Raw genomic sequence first — 20,742 nt, 5'->3', positions numbered from 1 at the left:
CAGCGTGTGCAACTAACCTCGACCAAGAAGTTGCACACGCCTGTATTTGCACACGCTCACCACTGGAGGACACCATGAAGCCAGGACTGCTGGCACTCGCCGTCGGGGGATTCGGCATCGGCCTGACCGAGTTCGTCATCGCCGGCCTGCTCCCCGAGGTCGCCGCCGACTTCGCCGTCGACGAGGCGACCGCCGGGTGGCTGATCTCGGGCTACGCGCTCGCCGTCGCCATCGGCGCCATCCCGCTCACCGCCGGCGTCACCCGCCTCCCGCGCAAGCAGGTGCTGCTCGGGCTGATGGGCCTCTTCGTCGTCGGCAACGCGCTGAGCGCGCTCGCCCCGACCTACGACGCCATGCTCGTCGGGCGCGTCGTCGCCGCGCTCTGCCACGGCGCGTTCTTCGGCATCGGCTCGGTCGTCGCGGCCGACATGGTGGCTCCGGACAAGAAGGCCGGCGCCATCGCCCTGATGTTCGGCGGGCTGACCCTCGCCAACGTCCTCGGCGTCCCGGCCGGCACGCTCGTCGGCCAGCAGTGGGGCTGGCGTGCGGCGTTCTGGGCGATCACCGTCATCGGCGTCCTCGCGCTGGTCGCGATCGCGGTGCTCGTCCCTGCGCAGCGCGGCGACGCCGGCGCCGACCTCCGCCGCGAGGTCCGGGCGTTCGCCGAGCCGCAGGTCTGGGTCTCGCTGCTGCTCACCGTCCTCGGCTACGGCGGCATGTTCGGCGCCTTCACCTACATCGCCTTCACCCTGACCGGCGTCAGCGGCTTCGCGCCGTCGGCGGTGCCGTGGCTGCTGGTGCTCTTCGGTGTCGGCCTGGTCGCCGGCAACGTCCTCGGCGGGCGTGCCGCCAACCGCTCCGTGCGCGGCACGCTGCTCGTCGCGCTGTCCGCGCTCGTCGTGGTGATGGCGGTCTTCGCGCTCACCGCCTCGAGCCAGGTGATGACCGTGCTCGGTCTGGTGCTGATGGGTGGCTTCGGCTTCGCGACGGTGCCGGCGCTGCAGATGCGGGTGATGACCCACGCCGGCGGCGCACCCACGCTCGCCAGCGGCGCCAACATCGCCGCCTTCAACGTCGGCAACGCGCTCGGCGCCTGGCTCGGCGGCGTGACCATCGCGGCCGGCCTGGGCTACGTCTCCCCGATCTGGGCCGGCGCCGGGCTGACCGCGCTCGCGCTGGTGCTGCTGGTCCTCGCCGACCCGCGCGGGCGCGGCGCCGACGCCTCGCCGGAGGCCGTGCCGGACGAGGGCGCCGTACGCCCCGAGGTGCCGGTGCCGTGACCCCCGGCCACCGGTCCAGACCGCGGTGACGCGCGACGTCGGCGGTGCTAGACCGGGAGGTCGACCCGCGGAGGTGCCCATGACCACGACCTGGAAGCTGCCGGCGACGGACCGGGGCTGGGTGACCGACGGCGGCCTCGAGACCGACCTGCTCTTCCACCACGGGATCGACCTGCCCGACTTCGCGGCGTTCCCCCTCCTCGACGACGCCGACGGTCGCCGGGTCCTCGCCGACTACTACCGGGCCTACGCCGACGTCGCCGCGCGCGCGGGGGCCGGCCTGCTGCTGGAGACCCCTACCTGGCGCGCCAGCACGGACTGGGGGCAGCGGCTGGGCTACGACGCGGACGCGACCGCGCGGGTCAACCGGGACGCCGTCGAGTTCCTGCGCGGCCTGGCCGGCGACGCGGCCGGCGAGGTGGCCGGGATGCTGGTGGGCGGGTCGGTCGGCCCGCGGGGCGACGGCTACACCGCCGGCGACCTCGACGCCGACGCCTACGCCGCCTACCACCGCCACCAGGTCGGCGCGTTCGCGGAGGCGGGCGCGGACCTGGCGACGGCGTACACGCTCACCACGGTCGCGGAGGCCGTCGGCGTGGTGCGCGCGGCGCAGGACGCCGACCTGCCGGTCGCGGTGTCCTTCACCGTCGAGACCGACGCCCGCCTGCCCGACGGGACCCCGCTGGGGGAGGCGGTGGCGGCGCTCGACGCGGCGACCGGCGCGGGCGCCGCCCACCTGCTGGTCAACTGCGCGCACCCCGACCACGTGGCCCCGGCCCTCGACGGCGGGGCGTGGCAGGACCGGGTCGCGGGGCTGCGGGTGAACTCCTCGCGGCTCAGCCACGCCGAGCTCGACGAGGCCGAGGAGCTCGACGAGGGCGACGTGCCCGACCTCACCGCCCGTACCCGCGCCCTCGCCTCGGCGCTCCCGGCGGTCCGGGTGGTCGGCGGCTGCTGCGGCACCGACGCGCGCCACGTCGCGGCGATGTGGGACGGGTGGTCGCCGACCGGAAAGTAGCAGGCGCGGTGTCGGTGGTGACGCCTACGCTCCTCGGGTGCCCCTCGACGACCTCGACCCCATCCCGGCGGACCCGGCCGCGCCGCAGCTCGAGGCTCACCTGCCGCCGGGCGTGACCCGCGGCCCGGAGACGCTCCGTGCGTTCCGCCAGGTCCTCGGCAACACCCTCGTCGCCAACGTCACCTCGAGCTACCTCTGGTTCGCGCTCACGTTCTGGGCCTACCTCGAGACCCGCTCGGTGATGGCCACCGCGATCATCGGCGGCGGCTACATGCTGTTCACGGCCGTCCTCGGCACCTTCTTCGGCACCCTGGTCGACCACCACCGCAAGAAGCAGGTGATGGTCACCTCCTCGACCATCACCCTCGTCGCCTACGCCGCGTCGGGCGGGCTGTGGCTGCTGCTCGGCGAGGACCGGCTCGCCGACTGGGGCAGCGCCTGGTTCTGGCTGTTCACCGCGGTGATCCTCGTCGGTGGCGTGGTCGAGAGCCTGCGCAACATCGCGCTGTCGACGACCGTGACGCTGCTCGTCCCGGAGGACGGTCGCGACAAGGCCAACGGCCTGGTCGGCACCGTCCAGGGCATCGCCTTCATGATCACCAGCGTCTTCAGCGGCCTCAGCGTGGGGCTGCTCGGGATGGGCTGGACCGTCGGCATCGCGGTCGCGCTCACCGGCCTCTCGCTGCTCCACCTGCTCCCCATCGAGATCCCCGAGCTGCCCCCCGACCCGGAGGCCGGCGGCTCGCGCTTCGACGTGCGCGGCGCGGTCGCGGCGATCACCCCGGTGCCCGGACTGGTCGCGCTGATCGCCTTCTCCACGTTCAACAACCTCGTCGGCGGCGTCTACATGGCGCTCATGGACCCCTACGGCCTCGAGCTGTTCAGCGTCGAGGCGTGGGGCCTGGTGCTCGGCGTCACCGGCCTCGGCTTCGTGGTCGGCGGCGGCCTGGTGGCCCGGTTCGGCCTCGGCGCCAACCCGGTCCGCACGCTGCTCCTGGTCAACCTCGGCGTCGCCGTGCTCGGCATGACGTTCACGGTGCGCGAGTGGGCCTCGCTCTACGTCCTGGGCATCTTCGTCTTCATGGCGATCATCCCGGCCGCCGAGTCCGCGGAGCAGACGATCCTGCAGCGGGTGGTGCCGTTCCGCACCCAGGGCCGGGTCTTCGGCTTCGCGCAGAGCGTCGAGGTGGCCGCCAGCCCGTTCTCGGCCTTCCTCATCGGGCCGATCGCGGAGTTCGCCCTCATCCCCTACATGGAGTCCGAGCAGGGCCGCGACGCCTGGGGGTGGCTGGTCGGCGACGGCGACGCCCGCGGCATCGCCCTGGTGTTCATGCTGGCCGGCGCGATCATGTTCGTGACCGTGCTGCTGGCGCTGGCCTCCGCGCCCTACCGCCGGCTGTCGTCGGCCTACGCGGCCGCGCCCCCGCAGCAGGTGGAGGCGCAGCCCGGCGCCTGAGCCGACGAGGGACCGGGACGAGGGTCTGGTCAGTGTCGTAGGTCACGCCTAGGGTTTCGACCGACAGCAGGTTCTCGGGGCGGACCCGCCCGACCGGCTGTCTCTCGGAAAGGAAAGACTCGTGAGATCCACGACCCTCGGGCTGTCCCTTGCCCTGATCACCGGAGCCGGGGCGTTGTCCCTGGCTCCCTCAGCAGCCGCACCGCAGTCGGCTCACCGCAGCGTCGGGGAGGCGCATGCGGCGAACACCGAGCACGTGCTGCCCAACCCGGAGGCGGAGAAGCAGGCCGCGCTGCGCCAGCAGGCCTGGGCCGACGTGCTCAGCGGCGAGGCCTCGCCGCAGACGATCGCCGGCAACCGCGTGCTCAAGGTCGGCAAGGAGCCGGCCGCGGCGGGCAGCACGCAGGCGCGCCGGAAGGCGGCCGCCACCCAGGACCAGTACGTCGAGCTCAGCAACGAGCGCACCGACAAGGTCTTCGTGTTCCTCGTCGACTTCGGCAACCAGCGCCACCCCGACTACCCCGACCGCGACACCGATCCGGCCGTCGCGGGCCCGACCACGTTCGAGGGCCCCGGGTTCAACGAGATCCCGAAGCCGGGGGCCGACGACAACTCCACCCAGTGGCGCCGGACCTACACGAAGAAGTACTACAAGGACCTCTACTTCGGTGACGGCGAGCTGGCCGACTCGCTCAAGAGCTACTACGAGCGCCAGTCCTCGGGCCGCTACAGCGTCGAGGGCATGGTCACCGACTTCACGACCGTCCCCTACAACGAGGCCCGCTACGGCCGCAGCAACGGCTACCCGTGCGCCGGCAACGTCTGCAACAACACCTGGAACCTCGTCTCCGACGGCATGACCCAGTGGGTCGCGGACCAGAAGGCCGCCGGCAAGACCGACGCCCAGATCAAGCGCATCGTGTCGCAGTACGACATCCGCGACCGCTACGACTTCGACGGCGACGGCAACTTCGACGAGCCCGACGGCTACATCGACCGCTTCCAGATCATCCACTCCGGCGGCGACCAGGCCGACGGCGACCCGATCTACGGCGAGGACGCCATCTGGAGCCACCGCTGGAAGGCGTTCCAGGGCACCGGCCAGGGCCCGACGGTCGCCGGCGTGGCCAACCCCGACGGCGGCACCCAGATCGGCAACACCGGCATCTGGGTCGCCGACTACACCGTGCAGCCGGAGAACGGCGGCATCTCGGTGGTCGCCCACGAGTACGGCCACGACCTCGGCCTGCCCGACCACTACGACACCGCCGCCTCGGGCGACAACCCGGTCAGCTGGTGGACACTGATGGCGCAGAGCCGCGTGTCGGCCGCGGGCGACCAGGGCATCGGCACCCGTGCCGCCGACCTCGGCGTCTGGGACAAGCTCCAGCTCGGCTGGCTCGACTACGAGACCGTCGTCGCGGGCCAGGACCGCACCGTCGACCTCGGCCCCCACGAGTACAACTCGGCCAAGGCGCAGGGCGTCGCGGTGGTGCTGCCCGACAAGCAGGTCACCACGAACCTGGTGACCCCGGCCGAGGGCACGAAGCAGTGGTTCTCCGGCTCCGGTGACGGCTACTCCGCCTCGATGTCGCGCGCCGACCTCGCGGTCCCGGCCGGCACCACCACGCTGTCGCTCAAGGCCGCGTGGAACATCGAGGAGGACTACGACTTCGGCTACCTCGAGGTCGAGGCGCCCGCCGGCAGCGGCACCTGGACGCCGCTCGACACCTCCGCGATCGACCCCGACACCGACGGCGACACCAACCCCGCCAACGACCCGGCCAAGGAGGCCGGCATCGACGGCGTCAGCAACGGCTACGTCGCCGCGACCTTCGACCTGTCCGCCTACGCCGGCCAGACGATCGGGCTGCGCGCCCGCTACGTCACCGACGGCGCGGTGCAGGGCCAGGACGCGAGCCTGGGCTGGTCGGGCCTGCTGGTCGACGACATCAAGGTGACCAACGGCGGCACCACGGTCTTCGCCGACGGCGCCGAGACCACGCCCAACGGCTGGACGCTCGACGGCTTCCGCTCGATCGGCGCGGGCTACGACACCGCCTACGACCAGTTCTACCTGGCCAGCAACCGCACCTACACCTCCTACGACCAGTACCTCCAGACCGGGCCGTACAACTTCAGCTTCCCCGACACCCGGCCCGACTTCGTGGAGAAGTTCCCCTACCAGGACGGCCTGGTGGTCAACTACTGGGACTCGTCCTACACCGACAACAACACCAGCCAGCACCCCGGTGGTGGCCTGGTGCTGCCGGTCGACGCCAACCCGCAGGCCCACTACAACCTGCAGGGCACGGCGTGGCGCGGTCGCATCCAGACCTACGACGCGCCGTTCGGCCTGCAGAAGTCGGACTCGTTCTACCTCACCGCCGGTGGCCAGCGCTCCTACGTCCGGGGCCGTGCCGCCAACCCGCTGTTCGACGACAGCGACCCGAACCGGTACTTCCAGCCCTTCGTCGACGCGGGCCTGCCGCGCGTCGGGGTCAAGGTCGCCGGCGTCGGGGTGAAGATCCGGGTGCTGTCCCAGAGCGGCACCGGGATGCGGATCCGCGTGCAGTGACCTGACGCAGACCTGACGCACCACCGGAGGGGTCGGGAGCCGTGGGCTCCCGGCCCCTCCGTCGTGTCCGCGACCTACTCCGGGAGGGGCAGGACCGTGACGCGCGCGACCTCGACGGGCGGCCCACCGCACCCGGTGGCCGCGAGCAGCGGAGTGCCCGTGACCTGGACCTGGTCGTCGAGGACCAGCTCGCGTGCGAGGTCGCCGGTCATCGTCCAGGCCGTCCCGTTGTCGTCGCGCACGACCACGCAGTCACCGACCTCGACGACCTGCCCGACGACGCGCAGCTTCTCCAGGCCCTCGGTCGGCGGCTTGGTCGGGCTGTCGGTCGGGCTGTTGGTCGGGCTGTTGGTCGGGCTGTTGGTCGGGCTGCTGGCGCCGGTCGTCGCCGACGGCGGGGGCCCGTCCGGCTGCAGGACGACGTCACGCGGGTCGTCCCCGCAGCCGGTCGCGCAGGCGAGGACGGAGCAGGCGAGGACGGTCCCGAGGAGGTGGCGCACGGGGATGGGACGTCCGGTGGCGCCGGTCGGCTCCTTCAGGCGGGCATGCGCGCGCGGAGGAAGCGGACCGTGCGGTCCATCGCGGCGACGAACGCCGGCCCGAACGCGTGCCCGTCGTCGTACCACTCCAGCGTGCTGTCGACCCCGGCCGCGGTCAGCGCGCGCTGGGTGGCGCGGGCCCACGGCGGCGGGCAGGTGTCGTCGAAGCGCCCGTGCACCATCAGCACGGGCTCGGTGATGTCGCCGAAGACCGGCCGCGGCGAGACGCCGCGCCAGAAGGCGGGGTCCTCGTCGGGCAGGCCGTGCCGGCCGCGGAACCCGGCGCGCAGGGCGTCGACCGGTGCGTCCGGGCGCTGGAAGTGGTCGAAGTTCTGCCCCTCCAGGCTCGAGACCGAGGCCCAGCCGACACCGGCGGCGAACAGGCCGGGATCGGCCGCCAGCGCCTTGAGCATCACCCCGCCGCCCATCGACCGACCGAAGAGCGCGATCCGGTCGGGGTCGACCCGGACCTCGCGGGACGCGGCGAGGGCGCGGGCCGCGGCGGCCACGTCGGCGGCGTAGCCGAGCCGGACAGCGGTCTCGATGCGCGGGTCGTCGGTCGACTCGGCGTGGTTGCGGTAGTCGACGTGCAGGGCCACGAAGCCGCGCTCGGCGAGGAAGCCGCGCTCGCGGGTCATCCCCTGGCCGCGGACGTAGTAGGCGGGGTCGATGTAGCCGTGCGCGAGCACGACGGCGGGGAAGGGACCGCGCCCGGACGGGACGTTGAGCACCCCGCTGATCCGCAGCGGGGCGGTGCCGGCCCCGGCCGTCGTCGAGCGGAACGTCACGTCGTACGAGGTGTAGGTCGCGGTGCGCTCGCGGACCGCGCCCAGGCGCAGCCCGCCACCGGTGAGGTCGGCCTGGGCGAGCGCGGCCAGCGAGATCGGGCGCGGCTGCTCGGTCGCCTCCTCGGTCGCCTCCTCGGTCGGCTCCTCGGTCGGCTCCTCGGTCGACTCCTCGCTCGGGTCCGGCTCGGCGGGCTCCTCCGACGGCGCCGGGTCGGACGGGGACGAGGACGGTGCGGGTCCGCTCGTCGCCGGGTCGTCGTCCGGGGTCGAGGAGCAGCCCACGAGCAGGACCAGGGCCGTCGCCGCCGAGGCGAGCCGGCCCGCGTCCCTCGCGCGCAGCGTCGTCATCGCTCCAGTGTGCGCGACGATTCCCAGAAATGGGTCGCGGCATCCGGTCACACCGGGTCGCGCCCGTACGTCACAGGGGTGAGGATGCCGGACGAGAGGCGGGGGACATGGAGCACACGGACGACCGGGCGGCGCGCGTCGCGGAGGACTTCGAGTCCGAGCGACCGCGGTTGGTGGGCCTCGCCACGCGGGTGCTCGGCGACCACGCCGAGGCCGAGGACGTCGTGCAGCAGGCCTGGCTCCGGCTGGACCGCGCGCGCCGGAGCGACGCGGACGCGATCGAGAGCCTCCCAGCCTGGCTGACCACCGTGACCACCCGCCTGTGCCTGGACCGGCTGCGCTCGAGGACGCCGGTGCCGGTGGACGACGACGCGCTGGCCGACGCCGCAGCGGTGTCGTCGTCGGTGGACCCCGCCGACGACGTCGCCCTCGCCGACACGGTCGGGATCGCGCTGCAGGCGGTGATCGACCGGCTCACCCCGCGCGAGCGGGTCGCGTTCGTGCTGCACGACAGCTTCGGCTTCGAGTTCCCCACGATCGCCGCCCTCCTCGACACCACCCCGGCCGCCGCCCGCAAGCTCGCCTCGCGGGCCCGGGCCAAGGTCGCCCAGCCTGCCTCCGCCGACGCGCTCGCCGACTGGGAGGTCGTCGACGCCTTCATGGCCGCGGCGCGCGGCGGCGACCTGCCCCGGCTGCTGCAGCTGCTCGCCCCCGACGCGGTCGTCGGCGCCGACGAGGCCGCGGTCCTGGCCGGCACCCCGGCGCGCATCGAGGGTCGCGACGAGGTCGCGGCCTTCTTCAGCGGCAGCGCGCAGTCCGCGTTGCCGGTCCTGGTCGACGAGCGGCCCGCGTCCGCGTGGTTCCTGCGCGGCGAGGCCAGGGTGGTCTTCGACTTCGAGGTCGCCGGCGGCCGGGTCCGCGCGATCACGTTCCGCGCAGCGCCCGACCTGCTGGCCCGCGTCGTGCGCCGCGACGGTCCGGACCGGCGGTGAGGGCCCGCGTCCTGCCCCCGGGGTGGGTCACGTCCGGGGACACCCACCGCCTCGTGGCGACACGGCCCGTGACGCACCAGGCCCCGCGCCGCCCTGGGAGATGGCTCGGGGTGTGACACCACCAGGTTTCACCACAGAAGGAGACACGATGAAGACGATGACCTGCCGCCAGCTCGGCGGCCCGTGCGACCTCGCCCACCGCGGCGAGACCCACGACGACGTGATCAACGCGCAGGACCAGCACCTCAAGCAGGCCGAGAAGGACGGCGACGCCGCCCACCAGCCCGCCCGTGACGAGATGAAGGCTCGCTGGCGCCACCCCCGGAAGTCGCTCGGGTGGTACCGCGACATGAAGGCGGCCTTCGCCGCCCTCCCCGACGACTGAACCGGACGGGCCCGGGGCTCAGGCCCGGCGGTCGGCGAGCGCGTACGCCGCGCCGGCGGCCGCGGCGGTGACGCCGAGCACCGACGGCCAGGTGCCGATCTTCCGGGCCAGCGGGTGCGAGACGCCCATCGCGGCCCAGTAGGCCGCGCTGAGGCCGGCGGTCAGCGGCGCACCGCCGACGGCGTACCACTGCCGCGCGGCGAGGGCGTTCGCGCCGAGCATCGCGGCGCCGCCGAGGGGGCGGACGCCGGTGCGCTGGGCGAGGGTGAAGCCGCCCACCAGGCCGGCGGCGAGCAGGGGGGCGGTGGGGAGACGGGAGAGGTCGGGCACGGTCCGAGCCTAGCCAGCCGGGGGATGGCCCCGGGCGGCCGCGGCGGGCAGACTGGCGGTCCGCCTGCGAGAGGGAACCCATGAGCGAGCTCCACGTCGTTGCCACCATCCCCGTCAAGCCCGAGGCCGTCGACCAGGTCCGGCCGGCGCTCACCGAGCTGGTCGCCGCGACCCGCGGCGAGGAGGGCTGCCTGGCCTACGACCTGTTCGAGTCGGCGGCCGCGCCCGGCACGTTCGTGACCGTCGAGCGGTGGACCGACCAGGCGGCGCTCGACGCGCACATGGCGACGCCGCACGTGGCGGCCGCGTTCGCGGCGGCTGGCGGCGCGCTCGACGGCGAGGTGGCCATCCACCCGCTGCGCCCGGTCGAGTAGGTCAGTCCGGGACCCGCGCGGCGTCACGCACCGCGCAGGTCTGCGCGAGGCCGAGCGCCCAGCAGGTCGGGCAGCCCCGCAGCAGCACCGCAGCCGGCACCGCGAGCAGCAGCGCCAGCGGGCCCCACCACGGCACCAGCACGAACGCGGCCACCATCAGCGGCAGCCCGAGCGCCCCGCGGACGAGGTGCCGCGGGACGCTCCGGCTGGCGAAGAAGGTGTCGGTCACGCGGGTGGTTCGAGGCCCGCGGGGGACCGGATGGGTCAGCCGCGCCCGACCCGGCCCACGCTGCCGGCTGCCCAGCAGACCTTGGCCACGCAGTCGACGACGTGGTAGCCGAGGTCGCTGACCCGCTTCCAGGTGCGCCCGCCGTCGGTGGTGAGGCTGGAGCCGACCGAGCCGTCGTAGTCGCCGGTGGCGAGTGCGACCTTCCAGCCGCGGACGAACGTGACGTCCTCGCCGACGTGCGTCAGGTCGGCGCCGAGGGTCCAGGAGCGGCCGTCGCGGGTATACGCCGTGGTGTCGGCGGTGTCCGACGCGTCGGCGAAGTCGCCGCCGACGACGATGCCGCGGCGGGGCGAGGCGAAGGCACCGGCGAAGCCGCCGGCGGACTCACCCGCCGGGATCCCGGACTCGACGGCCGTCCAGGTGAGGCCGCGGTCGTCGCTGCGCAGGACGCGGCTCTGGGCGCCGCCGGTGACGATGAACGCCGCCTTGCCGGCGGTGACCAGGCAGTCGCCGCTGGCCGCGAAGCCGAACTCGTCGGCGCTGTCGGGCATGCCCGCCGACGGCAGCACCTTCCAGCTGCGGCCGCGGTCACGGGTGGAGAGGATGCGCAGCTTGCCGTCGACCGGGTCGCTGACCGCGAGGCCCCTGCGGCCGCCGGGGTAGAACGCCATGCAGTCGTAGAACGCGTTCTCGTCGTCGTTGCGGAAGGCCTCGGTCCAGCTCCGGCCGCCGTCGGTGGAGCGGTAGATCCGCGACGCCTCGCCGGGTCCGATCGCGAGCACGTGGGCGACCTTCCCGTCCACCTCGACGTCGCGGAACGACAGGCCCTCGGTGTCGGCGGGGGTGACGTCGACCCAGGTCGTCCCGCGGTCGGTCGTGCGGAAGACCTTCGCGGCCGCACCGTCGGTGAGGCTCTCGCCGGTCACCCACGCCTCCTTCCGCGAGACCGCGTCGAGGCCGCGGAAGTTCTGGTCGGCGTCGAGCACCTTCTCCTCCCAGCCGTGCCGGAACGGGTCAGAGGTCTTCGGCCCGTGGCCGTTGCCGTTGCCGTGCCCGTTGCCGGGGCCGGCGGTCGCGGGCACCGCGAGGGCGAGGGCCGGGAGGAGGGCGGAGAGGAGGAGGGCGGGGGTGCGGAGGGGTCCGAGTCGTCGCATCCGGCCAGCCTGCTGGGCCGCGGTGCGGTTGTCCAGAGGTGCCAGCGGAAGCCGATCGTCCGGAACCGGGTGCACGATGGGCCCATGAGCGAGACCGACACCGACCACGCCCCGGACGCCTGGGTGCCGCCCCCGTGGGAGCCCCCGATCGACGGCACCGAGGCCGAGCACCTCACCGGCGCGCTGGGCCGGATGCGCGCCACGCTGCGGTGGAAGGCCGACGGCCTCGACGAGGCCGGCCTGCGCCACCGCATCCCCTCGTCGGCGCTGTCGCTGGGCGGGCTGCTGCTCCACCTCGCGCTCGCCGAGGACTACTACCTGACGACGAAGCTGCGCGGCGAGGAGCTCGTCGAGCCCTGGCGGTCGCTGGGCCACGACGGCACCGACGAGTGGGAGTTCGAGGCCGGCGTCGAGGCCCTCACCGCCGCGGAGACGTACGCGGTCTTCGACGAGGCGGTCGGTCGCAACAACCGCCGGATCGACGAGGCTCTCGCCGAGGGCGGGCTCGACCTCGTCGCCCACGTCGACGACGGCAACGGCAACCACCCGCGGCTGCGGCGCCTGCTGTGCGACCTGCTCGAGGAGTACGCCCGCCACACCGGCCACGCCGACCTGCTCCGCGAGGCCGTCGACGGTCGCGTCGGCGAGGACCCGCCGGCGGACTGGGTGCTGCCCTGGCGGTGAGGCCCTACTGCGACGGCTCGGGGACCTCGACGTCCGGGCAGTCGGTCTTGGGGTTGATCCCGGTGTAGTTGAGCGGGCCGGCGACGATGTTGAGCACGATGTCGCTGGTCTCCGAGCAGTTGGTGTCGGCGTCGTCGAAGTAGCCGCGCTGGTAGGCCGCGAACGCTCCGATCACGAGCCACACGACGAGCAGGATGCCGATCAGTCGTCCCACGCTGGACCTCCTCGATCCTCACGGCGGGGATCGCCGTGCGCCTCACTCTCCGCCCACGGCCGCCGTCGTGCCACCCACGGAGGGGTAGGGCGCCCTAGGGTGCGTCCATGACGATCCTCGCCGAGGTGCTCGCGGCCGGCGCCGCGTTTCTCCACGTCTACATCTGGGTGCTCGAGTCGTTCCGCTGGACCGAGCCCGCGACCCGCAGGACCTTCGGGACGTCCGAGTCGGACGCCGAGATCACGAAGCCGCTGGCCTACAACCAGGGCTTCTACAACCTCTTCCTGGCGGTCATGGTGATCGTCGGCATCCTGGCGGGGGGAGCCGACACCACCGTCGGAGCCACGCTCATCCTCGCCGGGACCGGGTCGATGCTCGCGGCCGCGCTCGTGCTGGTCACCCACGACCGGTCGATGGCCCGGGCCGCGGTCACGCAGGGGACGCTGCCGGCCCTCGCCGTGCTGTTCGTGCTGCTGCAGCTCTGACGGCGGGCCTCACGCCAGCCAGGCGTGCACCGCGGAGACGACCGACGCCCCCTCGCCGGTCGCCGACGCGACCCGCTTCATCGAGCCCGAGCGGATGTCACCGGCCGCGAAGACGCCGGGGACGGTGGTGCCGAGGTCGCTGGGCGGGACGTCGTGGACCCACAGCTCGCGCGGCACGTCGCGGCCGGTGAGCACGAAGCCGCGGGCGTCGCGCAGCACCTCCTCGGGGAGCCAGCTGCACTCGGGCTCGGCGCCGAGCAGCAGGAAGAGCCCGCGCGCCTCGACCCGGTCGCGCTCCCCGGTGAGCTGGTCCTCGACCTCCAGCCATGCGAGGTGGCCCACGTCGTCGGGCCCGCCGTCGACGACGCAGGCCGAGCCGCGCACCTCGATGCGCGGGTTCCACTCGATCTCGTCGATGAGGTAGGACGACATGGTCTCCGCCAGGCCGGGGCGGCGGACCAGGATCGTCACCCGGCTCGCGAACCGGGCGGCGTGGATCGCGGCCTGGCCGGCGGAGTTGCCGCCGCCGACGATCACCACGTGGTCGCCGGCGAGCTCACGGGCGGCGGCCATCGCGGCCCCGTAGAAGACACCCCGCCCGACCATCTCCTCGATCGCCTCGACCCCGAGCCGGCGGTAGTCGACGCCGGTCGAGACCAGGACCGAGCGCGTGTGCACGTCGCCGCCGTCGGTGTGCACGACGTGGTGCCCGCCGTCCTCGCACGGCGAGATCCCGGTGGCCGGCCAGCCGGTGAAGAAGCGGGTGCCGAAGCGCAGTGCCTGACCGCGGGCCCGCTGGGCCAGCCGCATGCCGGAGATACCGCGCGGGAAGCCGAGGTAGTTGCGGATCATCGAGCTCGTGCCGGCCTGGCCGCCGATCGCCTCGGCCTCGAGGCAGATCGTGCGCAGGCCCTCGCTCGAGGCGTACACGCTCGCCGCCAGCCCGGCGGGTCCTGCGCCGACCACCACCAGGTCGACGACCTCGTCGACGTCGATCTCGTCGGGACGTCCGTAGAGCTGGTTGGCCAGCGACCGCACGTCGGGACAGTGCCCGCACCAGCCGGCGAGCGACGAGACGACCGGCCAGCGGCCCTCGTCGTCGGGGCAGTCGGCCATCACCGCGCGCCCGACCTCGCTGTCGGGGTGGTGCACCCCGGCGGGGAGCCCGACCCGGCTGAGGTAGTCGAGCAGCTCGCGGGTGAGGGCGTCCTTCTCGGGGGTGATGATCCGGACGTTCTCGACCACCGGGGCGGCGACGGTGGCGTTCCACTCGTTGAGCAGCTCGCCGACGGCACCGTGGAACTCCTCGTCGCGCGGGCCCTGCGGCATCAGCAGCAGCGCGTCGACCTTGCCGGCGGCCACGGCGTGGCGGAAGGTCGGGTTGTCGGCGCGGAACCGGCTGATGTGCGAGACGAGCAGCCGGCGCGCGGTCGGCACCGCCTTGCGGGTGCCGCCCAACAGCGCGAACAGCATCTGCTCGTCGTGGTCGGTGTCGATCACGAACAGCGCCACCTGGTGCCCGGTGGCCACGAGGTCCTTCGCCGTCTGCTTCGCGCTGGCCTCGTCGCGGACCAGCCGGACGTCGTACTCCCGCTCGTAGCGGGCGAAGGTGTCGGCCAGGACCTCACCGTGGTTCGCCGACGCGACCACGATCGCGGGTGCTCCCATGCCGCCAGCCTAGTGCCGGGTCCCGTCCTGGTATCTACGGACGTTGTGGTGGGTGTTCAGGCCATTTCGCCCACCAGAACGTCCGTAGATACCAGGGACGACGTCAGCCGGTGAGGTTGTGGACGTAGCACCAGCGCCACTGCTCGTCCGGCTCGGCGGACTGCATGACCGGGTGGAGCGTGTCGTGGAAGTGCGCGGTGGCGTGCCTGCCGACCGAGGAGTCGCAGCAGCCGACATGGCCGCAGGTCAGGCACTGGCGCAGCGACACCCAGCGGGTGCCGTCGGCCAGGCAGGACGCGCACGCCGGGTCGGCGACGGTCTCGATGGCCGGCTGCTCGGCGAGGTCGTCGCAGACCCGGCCGGCGGTGAACGCCATCGAGGTGTTGCGCACGCTCGCGCGCGCCTCGGTGCCGGCGTCGAGCATCGACTCCTCGATGTCGAGCATGCCGAGCACCTCGCTGACGACCTCCGAGGCGAGCCTGCCCTTGCTCCGCACCAGCAGCACCTTGGCGCGCTCCGCGGCGATCATCTCCCGGCGCACGCGGGTGTAGAGCTCGGACGGCGTCTCCTCGCCCTCGGCGGTGGAGAGCTGCTCCCAGGCCGCGAACGTGCGCTGGTCGATCCGGGCGCGCACCTGCGCGTCGACGCCGTGGTGGTCGTCGAAGTCCAGCTCCTCGAGCTTGGCCAGGCCGGCGTCGGCCGCCTGCTGCAGCAGCCCGGCACGCGACAGGGCGTCCTCCGCGGGGTCGGGGGCGGGCACCCGCAGCAGCCGGGTCAGCGGCGGCAGGGTGAGCCCCTGGACCAGCAGGGTGCCGGCCACCACGGTGAAGGCGACCAGCAGCAGCACCTCGCGGTGCGGCGCGTCCTCGGGGATGACGAAGGCGGCGGCCAGCGTCACCACGCCGCGCATCCCGGCCCAGCCGATGAGGAACGTCCACGACGCCGGCAGCGGGTCCGAGCCCAGCCGGCGGAAGAGCAGCGTGCCGAACACCCAGGCCATGCGGACGGCGATGACCGTGGCGAAGGTGGCGGCGCAGACGAGGGCGATCCGGGCGCCGGTCAGGGTCGACTCGGCGACGTCGGCGAGGATCCAGTCGAGCTGGAGCCCGATCAGCAGGAAGACGGTGTTCTCCAGGACGAACGCGACCGTGCGCCACGTGATCCGCTCGGTGATCCGCGACTGGGCGGTCTGGATGATCGGCGCCTTGTGGCCCAGCAGCAGGCCGGCCACCACCACCGCGATGACGCCCGAGGCGTGGATCTCCTCGGCCGCGACGAATGCCGCGAACGGGGTCAGGAAGGACAGCGCGGTGTCGAGCAGCGGGTCGGTCAGCCGCTTGCGCAGCCAGGCCACGACCACGAAGAACAGCACGCCGATCGCGGTGCCGCCGCCCGCGGCGAGCAGGAAGTCGAGCCCGACCGCGCCCATCGTGACGCTCCCGCTCAGTGCGGCGGTCGCGGTGCCGAGCGCGACGAGCGCGGTCGCGTCGTTGAGCAGCGACTCGCCCTCGAGGATCGTCACCACGCGGCGGGGGAGCCCGATCCGGCGCGCGACGGCGGTCGCCGCGACCGCGTCCGGCGGCGCGACCACGGCCCCGATCGCGATCGCCGCGGCCCAGCCGATGCCCGGCACCAGCCACTCGACGACCGCCCCGACGACGAGCGAGGTGATCACCACCAGGACGACCGACAGCCGCAGGATCGAGCCGCGGTTGGCGTTGAAGTCGACCAGCGAGGTCTGGATGGCGGCGGCGTAGAGCAGCGGCGGCAGCAGGCCGAGCAGCACCACCTCGGACTCGAGGTGGATGGTCGGGACGCCGGGGACGTACGACGCCACGGCCCCCACCACGACGAGCAGCAGGGGGGCCGGGACGTGCAGGCGGTCGCTCACGGCGGTCGCGGCCAGGACGACGGCCGCCATCGAGACGAGCAGCAGGGCGAGTTCCACCGGACGAGTCTGGCGGGTCGGGCCCTCCTCAGGCGAGGTCGTTCGCGATCAGCGGACGACCTCGAGCACCTGCAGCGTGATCCCGTTGGCGTAGGCCGCGTGCTCGGTGAGCCGCAGCGAGGTCTTCGCGCCGTCGCCGAACAGCTTCTTGCCGCTGCCGAGCAGCAGCGGGAAGACCAGGAGGTGGTAGCGGTCGACGAGGCCGGCCGCGGCGAGGCCCTGCGCCAGCGTGGGGCTGCCGTGGACGTGGATCTCGCCGCCGTCGGACTCGCGCAGGGCGGCCACGTCGTCGAGGGAGCGCAGCACGGAGACCTCGCCGTCGCCCCACGGCGCGGTGTCACCCTCGAGCGTGGTCGACACGACGTACTTGGGCATCGCGTTGTAGGTGGTGAACTCCTCCATCGAGGGCCAGACCGGGGCGAACTCGTCGTAGGACTGCCGCCCGAGCAGCAGGGCGGAGGCCTGCTCGGTCTCGCGGCCCTTGATGTCGTAGGCGGCCTCCTCGAAGGCGACGTCCTTGAAGGTCCAGCCGGCGTGGGGGTGGTCACCTCCGCCGGGGGCCTCGACGATCCCGTCGAGGGTGATGAACTCGGTGACGACGATGGGGCGCATGCGGTGGGTCCTCTCGGTGCAACGGGTGGTGGGGCGGGCTCAGGCGGCGTCGGCCGCGAGCAGGTCGTCGATCTGGTTGATGGCGGCCGTCGATCCTTCGACGACGCCCATGTCCAGCACCTGCTGGAGGTCGTCGGCGCTGGCGTAGGACGTGACGAAGGTGGCGTGGGTGCCGTCGTCGGTCGCGACGAACGCGTAGTCGGCGTGCGACTGCGGCATCGAGGTGTTGGGGGCGAAGGTCTCGTCGAGCGCGAACCCGTCGTCGAAGGTGAACCCGTCCGGCCCCGCGACGCTGGTGACGTCCCAGTAGGCGTAGAAGCGCTGACCCTCCGGGCTGGTCATGTAGTAGGTCGACCGGCTGCCCGGCTCCAGGGCGTGGTCGACGAAGGTGGCGGGGTAGCCCGGCGGCCCCCAGACCCGCTCGAGCTGGCGCGGGTCCTCGTAGATCGCCCACACGCGCTCGGGGGGAGCGGCGAAGTCGGCGGTGATGGTCAGGGTGAGCGCGTCGAGGTCGTGCTGGGTGCTGGTGACGGGCATGGGTCAGTCCTCCTCGGGTCGGTGGTCGGCGGGGTCGAGGGCGAGGAGCTCGTCCATCCGCGAGATCCGGCCGCGCCAGAGGTCCTCGAGCTCGGTGAGCATCACGCCCACCGAGCGCACGGCCTCCACGTCACCGCTCGCGAGCGCCTCGCGGCCCTGCCGACGCTTGGTCAGCAGGCCCGCCCGCTCGAGCACCGCGACGTGCTTCTGGACGGCGGCGAAGCTCATGTCGTAGCTCTGCGCCAGGGTCGAGACCGAGTGCTCCCCGGACAGCACCCGGCGCAGGATGTCGCGCCGGGTGCGGTCGGCGAGCGCGTGGAACCAGGCGTCCGCCCGGTCCTCCGCGTCCTCGATCACGGGACCAACGTACAACCAACTGGTTGTACGTTGTCAACCCCCACGCCATCTGAGGACGTCCTGCAGCCGATCCGGTGGTCCGGAGCTGCAGGACGTCCTCAGATGACCGGGGTCGGGGGGGTGGGGCCCGACCCGATCCGACCCCTCCCGGCTCAGCGGCGGGCGGCCCCGTCGAGCAGCGCGGCCAGCGCGGCCGGCTGGGTCCACATCGGCCAGTGGCCGGAGTCGAGGTCGACCAGCTCGAGGGCGGTGGCCGCGCCCAGCTCGGGCACGTCGCCCGACCCGATCCACTCGCGTGCCTGCTCGGGGCTGAACTCCGGGCACACGAGGGTCAGCGGTACGTCGTGGCGACGCGTGTCGGTCCAGTGCACGACGCCGCGGGTCACCCCGACCGGCACCGCGTGCGCGCCCGCGGCGACGGACGCCTTGAGCTCGGCGGACATGTCGTCGGAGTCCGGTCCCTCGAACGGCTCCCAGCCCGGGAAGGCCATCAGGCCGTCGACCGGCTCGAAGAAGTCGGCGTAGGCGTCGCCCTCGGTCGAGGGGAAGCCGCCGATCAGCGCGACGCCGGTGATCGCGTCGGGCCGCTGGTCCGCCGCCGTCCACGCCAGCGTGCAGGCGGCCGAGTGGCCGACGACCAGCGGCCGGTCGGCCGCGTCGACCGCGGCGAGCACCGCGGCGACCTGGTCGTCGTAGGTCGCGGTGGTGTCGCCGTCGCCCTGGCCGGGCAGCGCGACCGGGATGCCGCGGTGGCCGAGCCGCTCGAGCTCGGGCAGCACCTCGTCCCAGGCCGAGGCGTCCAGCCACATCCCGGCGATCAGCACGATGTCCATCCGTCGTTCTCCCTCGTTCGGTGTCGTTGCGTGTCGTTCGACCCTCGGGCACCACCGTAGGACCGGTTCCGGACGGAAGGCGTCCGGAACCGGTGCGACGATGGATCCATGAGCGAGATCAGCCCGACCGCGCGGGCGCTGCGGGCGCTCGACGTCCTGCAGTCACGACCCGGGGTCACCGCCGCCGAGCTCGCCGCCCGGCTCGGGGTCACCGAGCGCGCCGCCCGGCGCTACGTCGCGATCCTGCGCGAGGCCGACATCCCGGTGGAGTCGACCCGCGGCCCCTACGGCGGCTACACGCTCGGTCGCGGGCTGCGGCTGCCGCCGCTGGTGTTCTCCGCCACCGAGGCGCTCGGGCTGGTGATGGCGGCGCTCGACTCCCAGCACCGGGTCGCCGACCCCGACGACCCGGTCGGCTCTGCGCTCGGCAAGATCCTGCGGGTGCTGCCGACCAACGTCGCGCGGCAGGCGGTCGCGGTCCGCGAGACCGCGCGCACGGTGCCGGAGCGCTTCCCCGCCAAGCCCGACCCGGAGGTCACCAGCTCGCTGGTGGCGGCCGTGGCCGCGCAGCGCCAGGTCCGGATCGGCTACCGCACCGCGGCCGGCAACCCGCGCACGTTCGAGGTCGACCCGTGGTCGGTCGTCGTGCGCTACGGCCGGTGGTACCTGCTGTGCCACTCCCACCACGCCGACGCGCTGCGGACCTTCCGCGTCGACCGGATCACCTCGGTCGAGGAGCTGGAGGGGACGTTCACCGTGCCCGCCGACCTCGACCCGGCCGCAGAGCTCGAGGCCAACCTCGGCAGGGGCTGGGAGCACGACACCCACGTCGTCTTCGACCTCCCGATCGAGGAGGTCCGCCCGTGGATCCGCCCGACCCTCGGCGACCTCCGCCCGCTCCCGGACGGCGGCTGCGAGCTGGTCGGCTCGACCAGCAACCCCCAGGCGTACGCCGGGGAGTGGCTGGCCGGCGTGCCGTTCCCGTTCACGGTGGTGGGTGGACCGGAGCTGCGAGCCGCGGTCGGCGAGGTCGCGGACCGGCTGCGCGCGTCGCTCGAGGCGCCGGTCAGCGGCTGACCGCGACCTCCTTGCCGAGGGTCCAGCCGTCGGAGATGGGCAGGAAGTCGCCGCTCCAGAACTTGCCGGGGTCGTACCAGGTGGCGCGGCGGTCGTCGAGCAGGATGCCCATCTCGATGTAGCAGGTCGCGACGATCTCCGCGCAGAAGGCGGCCTCCGGCGTGACCCGCCGACCGCGCTTCTTGCGCGGGACGTACGCGTCGCGCCCGCGCAGCCAGCGCGACGCGAGCCTGGTCATGCTCGGGAACGAGACGCCGTCGAGGCGGGCGACCGCGCGCAGCATGCCGTCCTCCTCGTCGCGACCGATCTCCGGCTCGAGCTGGCGGAGCCAGGCGTCCTGCTTGTACTCGCCCTGCCAGCGCGCGACCGCCTCGCGCAGGTCGTGCAGCTGGACGCCGCGGTGGTGAGCGCCGGTCCACATGTCCTTCTGCTTCTTGCCGAGCTCGGCGTGGAAGATGAGCGGCGGCAGGTCGTCGACCACGACCGCCATCCCGACGTGGTTGACCGGCGAGTTGGTCACCGCCCGGATCGCGCGGTCGGGCGCGCGCCGTCCGCGGAAGAGCCAGATGTCCCCGCTGCGGGTGAGGTCCACTGCCTCGTCGAGCGTCAGCGCCGGTGCCATGCGCGGAAGTCTGCCGCACCGGCGTGCGCGGCGGGGACTACGCTGCCCGCATGCGCGCGTGGAAGCTGCTCGGACTCGCCGGTGTCCTGGCCGGCGTCGCCACCGGCGCCGCCGTCGCCCGCGACGAGCGCGTCCGCCGCCACTACGACGCCACCGAGATCCGCGAGCGGCTGCACAAGCGGCACGACGAGGCGCTCGCCCGCGCGGCAGCCGCGCCCTCGTCGGACGACTGAC

At 73.5% G+C, this 20,742-nt stretch carries 24 protein-coding genes; 11 read left to right on the top strand and 13 right to left on the bottom strand.

The window, feature by feature from the left end:
- Nucleotides 1-74: 74 nt before the first annotated feature.
- The 4 genes from LN652_RS12805 to LN652_RS12790 all read left to right on the top strand — a co-directional run bounded on the left by LN652_RS12805 (nt 75) and on the right by LN652_RS12790 (nt 6,332).
- On the top strand, nt 75-1,280 hold the full coding sequence (locus LN652_RS12805; protein ID WP_230441021.1) for an MFS transporter: 1,206 nt from the start codon (nt 75-77) through the stop codon (nt 1,278-1,280).
- Between the two features lie 79 nt (nt 1,281-1,359).
- A complete protein-coding gene (locus LN652_RS12800) occupies nt 1,360-2,298 on the top strand; it encodes a homocysteine S-methyltransferase family protein (RefSeq protein ID WP_230441020.1) in 939 nt (312 codons plus the stop codon).
- 37 nt (nt 2,299-2,335) lie between these two features.
- Nucleotides 2,336-3,754: an MFS transporter gene (locus LN652_RS12795; protein WP_230441019.1), complete on the top strand. Its 1,419-nt coding sequence runs from the start codon at nt 2,336-2,338 to the stop codon at nt 3,752-3,754.
- A gap of 121 nt (nt 3,755-3,875) precedes the next feature.
- On the top strand, nt 3,876-6,332 hold the full coding sequence (locus LN652_RS12790) for an immune inhibitor A domain-containing protein (protein WP_230441018.1): 2,457 nt from the start codon (nt 3,876-3,878) through the stop codon (nt 6,330-6,332).
- A 74-nt stretch (nt 6,333-6,406) separates the two neighbouring features.
- Here the strand turns inward: LN652_RS12790 and LN652_RS12785 are convergent, their stop codons facing one another.
- Both LN652_RS12785 and LN652_RS12780 read right to left on the bottom strand, forming a co-directional pair.
- A complete protein-coding gene (locus LN652_RS12785) occupies nt 6,407-6,832 on the bottom strand; it encodes a hypothetical protein (RefSeq protein ID WP_230441017.1) in 426 nt (141 codons plus the stop codon).
- A gap of 35 nt (nt 6,833-6,867) precedes the next feature.
- Nucleotides 6,868-8,007, bottom strand: coding sequence for an alpha/beta hydrolase family protein (locus LN652_RS12780; protein WP_230441016.1), 1,140 nt, complete (start codon nt 8,005-8,007; stop codon nt 6,868-6,870).
- Between the two features lie 107 nt (nt 8,008-8,114).
- Between LN652_RS12780 and LN652_RS12775 the strand changes: the two genes are divergently transcribed.
- Together LN652_RS12775 and LN652_RS12770 are read left to right on the top strand one after the other, a co-directional pair.
- Entirely contained in the window at nt 8,115-8,999 is an 885-nt protein-coding gene (locus LN652_RS12775) for a sigma-70 family RNA polymerase sigma factor (RefSeq protein ID WP_230441015.1), read from the top strand.
- A 148-nt stretch (nt 9,000-9,147) separates the two neighbouring features.
- Complete coding sequence (locus tag LN652_RS12770; protein WP_230441014.1) at nt 9,148-9,384, top strand: DUF1059 domain-containing protein; 237 nt, start codon at nt 9,148-9,150, stop codon at nt 9,382-9,384.
- A gap of 18 nt (nt 9,385-9,402) precedes the next feature.
- Here LN652_RS12770 and LN652_RS12765 read toward each other — a convergent pair whose 3' ends face one another.
- A complete protein-coding gene (locus LN652_RS12765) occupies nt 9,403-9,714 on the bottom strand; it encodes a hypothetical protein (protein WP_230441013.1) in 312 nt (103 codons plus the stop codon).
- Nucleotides 9,715-9,794: 80 nt separating this feature from the next.
- On the opposite strand from LN652_RS12765, the gene LN652_RS12760 reads away from it, so the two are divergent.
- The gene (locus LN652_RS12760; protein WP_230441012.1) at nt 9,795-10,088 is read left to right on the top strand and encodes a putative quinol monooxygenase; all 294 of its coding nucleotides are present in this window, start codon (nt 9,795-9,797) and stop codon (nt 10,086-10,088) included.
- A 1-nt stretch (nt 10,089) separates the two neighbouring features.
- Here LN652_RS12760 and LN652_RS12755 read toward each other — a convergent pair whose 3' ends face one another.
- Nucleotides 10,090-10,317, bottom strand: coding sequence for a hypothetical protein (locus tag LN652_RS12755; RefSeq protein ID WP_230441011.1), 228 nt, complete (start codon nt 10,315-10,317; stop codon nt 10,090-10,092).
- Nucleotides 10,318-10,352: 35 nt separating this feature from the next.
- Entirely contained in the window at nt 10,353-11,471 is a 1,119-nt protein-coding gene (locus LN652_RS12750; protein ID WP_230441010.1) for a beta propeller repeat protein, read from the bottom strand.
- An 84-nt stretch (nt 11,472-11,555) separates the two neighbouring features.
- Between LN652_RS12750 and LN652_RS12745 the strand changes: the two genes are divergently transcribed.
- Nucleotides 11,556-12,155: a mycothiol transferase gene (locus LN652_RS12745; protein WP_230441009.1), complete on the top strand. Its 600-nt coding sequence runs from the start codon at nt 11,556-11,558 to the stop codon at nt 12,153-12,155.
- A gap of 4 nt (nt 12,156-12,159) precedes the next feature.
- On the opposite strand, the gene LN652_RS12740 is transcribed toward LN652_RS12745, so the two are convergent.
- Nucleotides 12,160-12,369 (bottom strand): hypothetical protein, encoded by a 210-nt coding sequence (locus LN652_RS12740; protein WP_230441008.1) that lies wholly within the window; start codon nt 12,367-12,369, stop codon nt 12,160-12,162.
- A 107-nt stretch (nt 12,370-12,476) separates the two neighbouring features.
- On the opposite strand from LN652_RS12740, the gene LN652_RS12735 reads away from it, so the two are divergent.
- A complete protein-coding gene (locus LN652_RS12735) occupies nt 12,477-12,854 on the top strand; it encodes a DUF1304 domain-containing protein (protein ID WP_230441007.1) in 378 nt (125 codons plus the stop codon).
- Between the two features lie 9 nt (nt 12,855-12,863).
- Here LN652_RS12735 and LN652_RS12730 read toward each other — a convergent pair whose 3' ends face one another.
- The 6 genes from LN652_RS12730 to LN652_RS12705 all read right to left on the bottom strand — a co-directional run bounded on the left by LN652_RS12730 (nt 12,864) and on the right by LN652_RS12705 (nt 18,809).
- The gene (locus LN652_RS12730; protein ID WP_230441006.1) at nt 12,864-14,522 is read right to left on the bottom strand and encodes an FAD-dependent oxidoreductase; all 1,659 of its coding nucleotides are present in this window, start codon (nt 14,520-14,522) and stop codon (nt 12,864-12,866) included.
- Between the two features lie 103 nt (nt 14,523-14,625).
- On the bottom strand, nt 14,626-16,470 hold the full coding sequence (locus LN652_RS12725) for a Na+/H+ antiporter (RefSeq protein ID WP_230441005.1): 1,845 nt from the start codon (nt 16,468-16,470) through the stop codon (nt 14,626-14,628).
- A gap of 48 nt (nt 16,471-16,518) precedes the next feature.
- The gene (locus LN652_RS12720) at nt 16,519-17,082 is read right to left on the bottom strand and encodes a dihydrofolate reductase family protein (RefSeq protein ID WP_230441004.1); all 564 of its coding nucleotides are present in this window, start codon (nt 17,080-17,082) and stop codon (nt 16,519-16,521) included.
- Nucleotides 17,083-17,121: 39 nt separating this feature from the next.
- Complete coding sequence (locus tag LN652_RS12715) at nt 17,122-17,619, bottom strand: SRPBCC family protein (protein ID WP_230441003.1); 498 nt, start codon at nt 17,617-17,619, stop codon at nt 17,122-17,124.
- A 3-nt stretch (nt 17,620-17,622) separates the two neighbouring features.
- Complete coding sequence (locus tag LN652_RS12710) at nt 17,623-17,976, bottom strand: ArsR/SmtB family transcription factor (protein ID WP_230441002.1); 354 nt, start codon at nt 17,974-17,976, stop codon at nt 17,623-17,625.
- 152 nt (nt 17,977-18,128) lie between these two features.
- Nucleotides 18,129-18,809, bottom strand: coding sequence for an alpha/beta fold hydrolase (locus LN652_RS12705; protein WP_230441001.1), 681 nt, complete (start codon nt 18,807-18,809; stop codon nt 18,129-18,131).
- A gap of 108 nt (nt 18,810-18,917) precedes the next feature.
- Between LN652_RS12705 and LN652_RS12700 the strand changes: the two genes are divergently transcribed.
- Nucleotides 18,918-19,886 carry a helix-turn-helix transcriptional regulator gene (locus LN652_RS12700; protein WP_230441000.1) on the top strand — a complete coding sequence of 323 codons (969 nt, stop codon included), beginning with the start codon at nt 18,918-18,920 and terminating at the stop codon, nt 19,884-19,886.
- Here the strand turns inward: LN652_RS12700 and LN652_RS12695 are convergent.
- On the bottom strand, nt 19,876-20,508 hold the full coding sequence (locus LN652_RS12695; protein ID WP_230440999.1) for a hypothetical protein: 633 nt from the start codon (nt 20,506-20,508) through the stop codon (nt 19,876-19,878). The two genes, LN652_RS12700 and LN652_RS12695, sit on opposite strands and share 11 nt — an antisense overlap.
- Nucleotides 20,509-20,558: 50 nt before the next feature.
- Between LN652_RS12695 and LN652_RS12690 the strand changes: the two genes are divergently transcribed.
- Complete coding sequence (locus tag LN652_RS12690) at nt 20,559-20,741, top strand: hypothetical protein (protein WP_230440998.1); 183 nt, start codon at nt 20,559-20,561, stop codon at nt 20,739-20,741.
- Nucleotide 20,742: the final 1 nt, after the last annotated feature.

Source organism: Nocardioides okcheonensis (assembly GCF_020991065.1).
Lineage (GTDB): Bacteria > Actinomycetota > Actinomycetes > Propionibacteriales > Nocardioidaceae > Nocardioides > Nocardioides okcheonensis.
The sequence above is the reverse complement of the archived record's forward strand: the minus strand, read 5'-3'. Positions and strand labels throughout refer to the sequence as shown.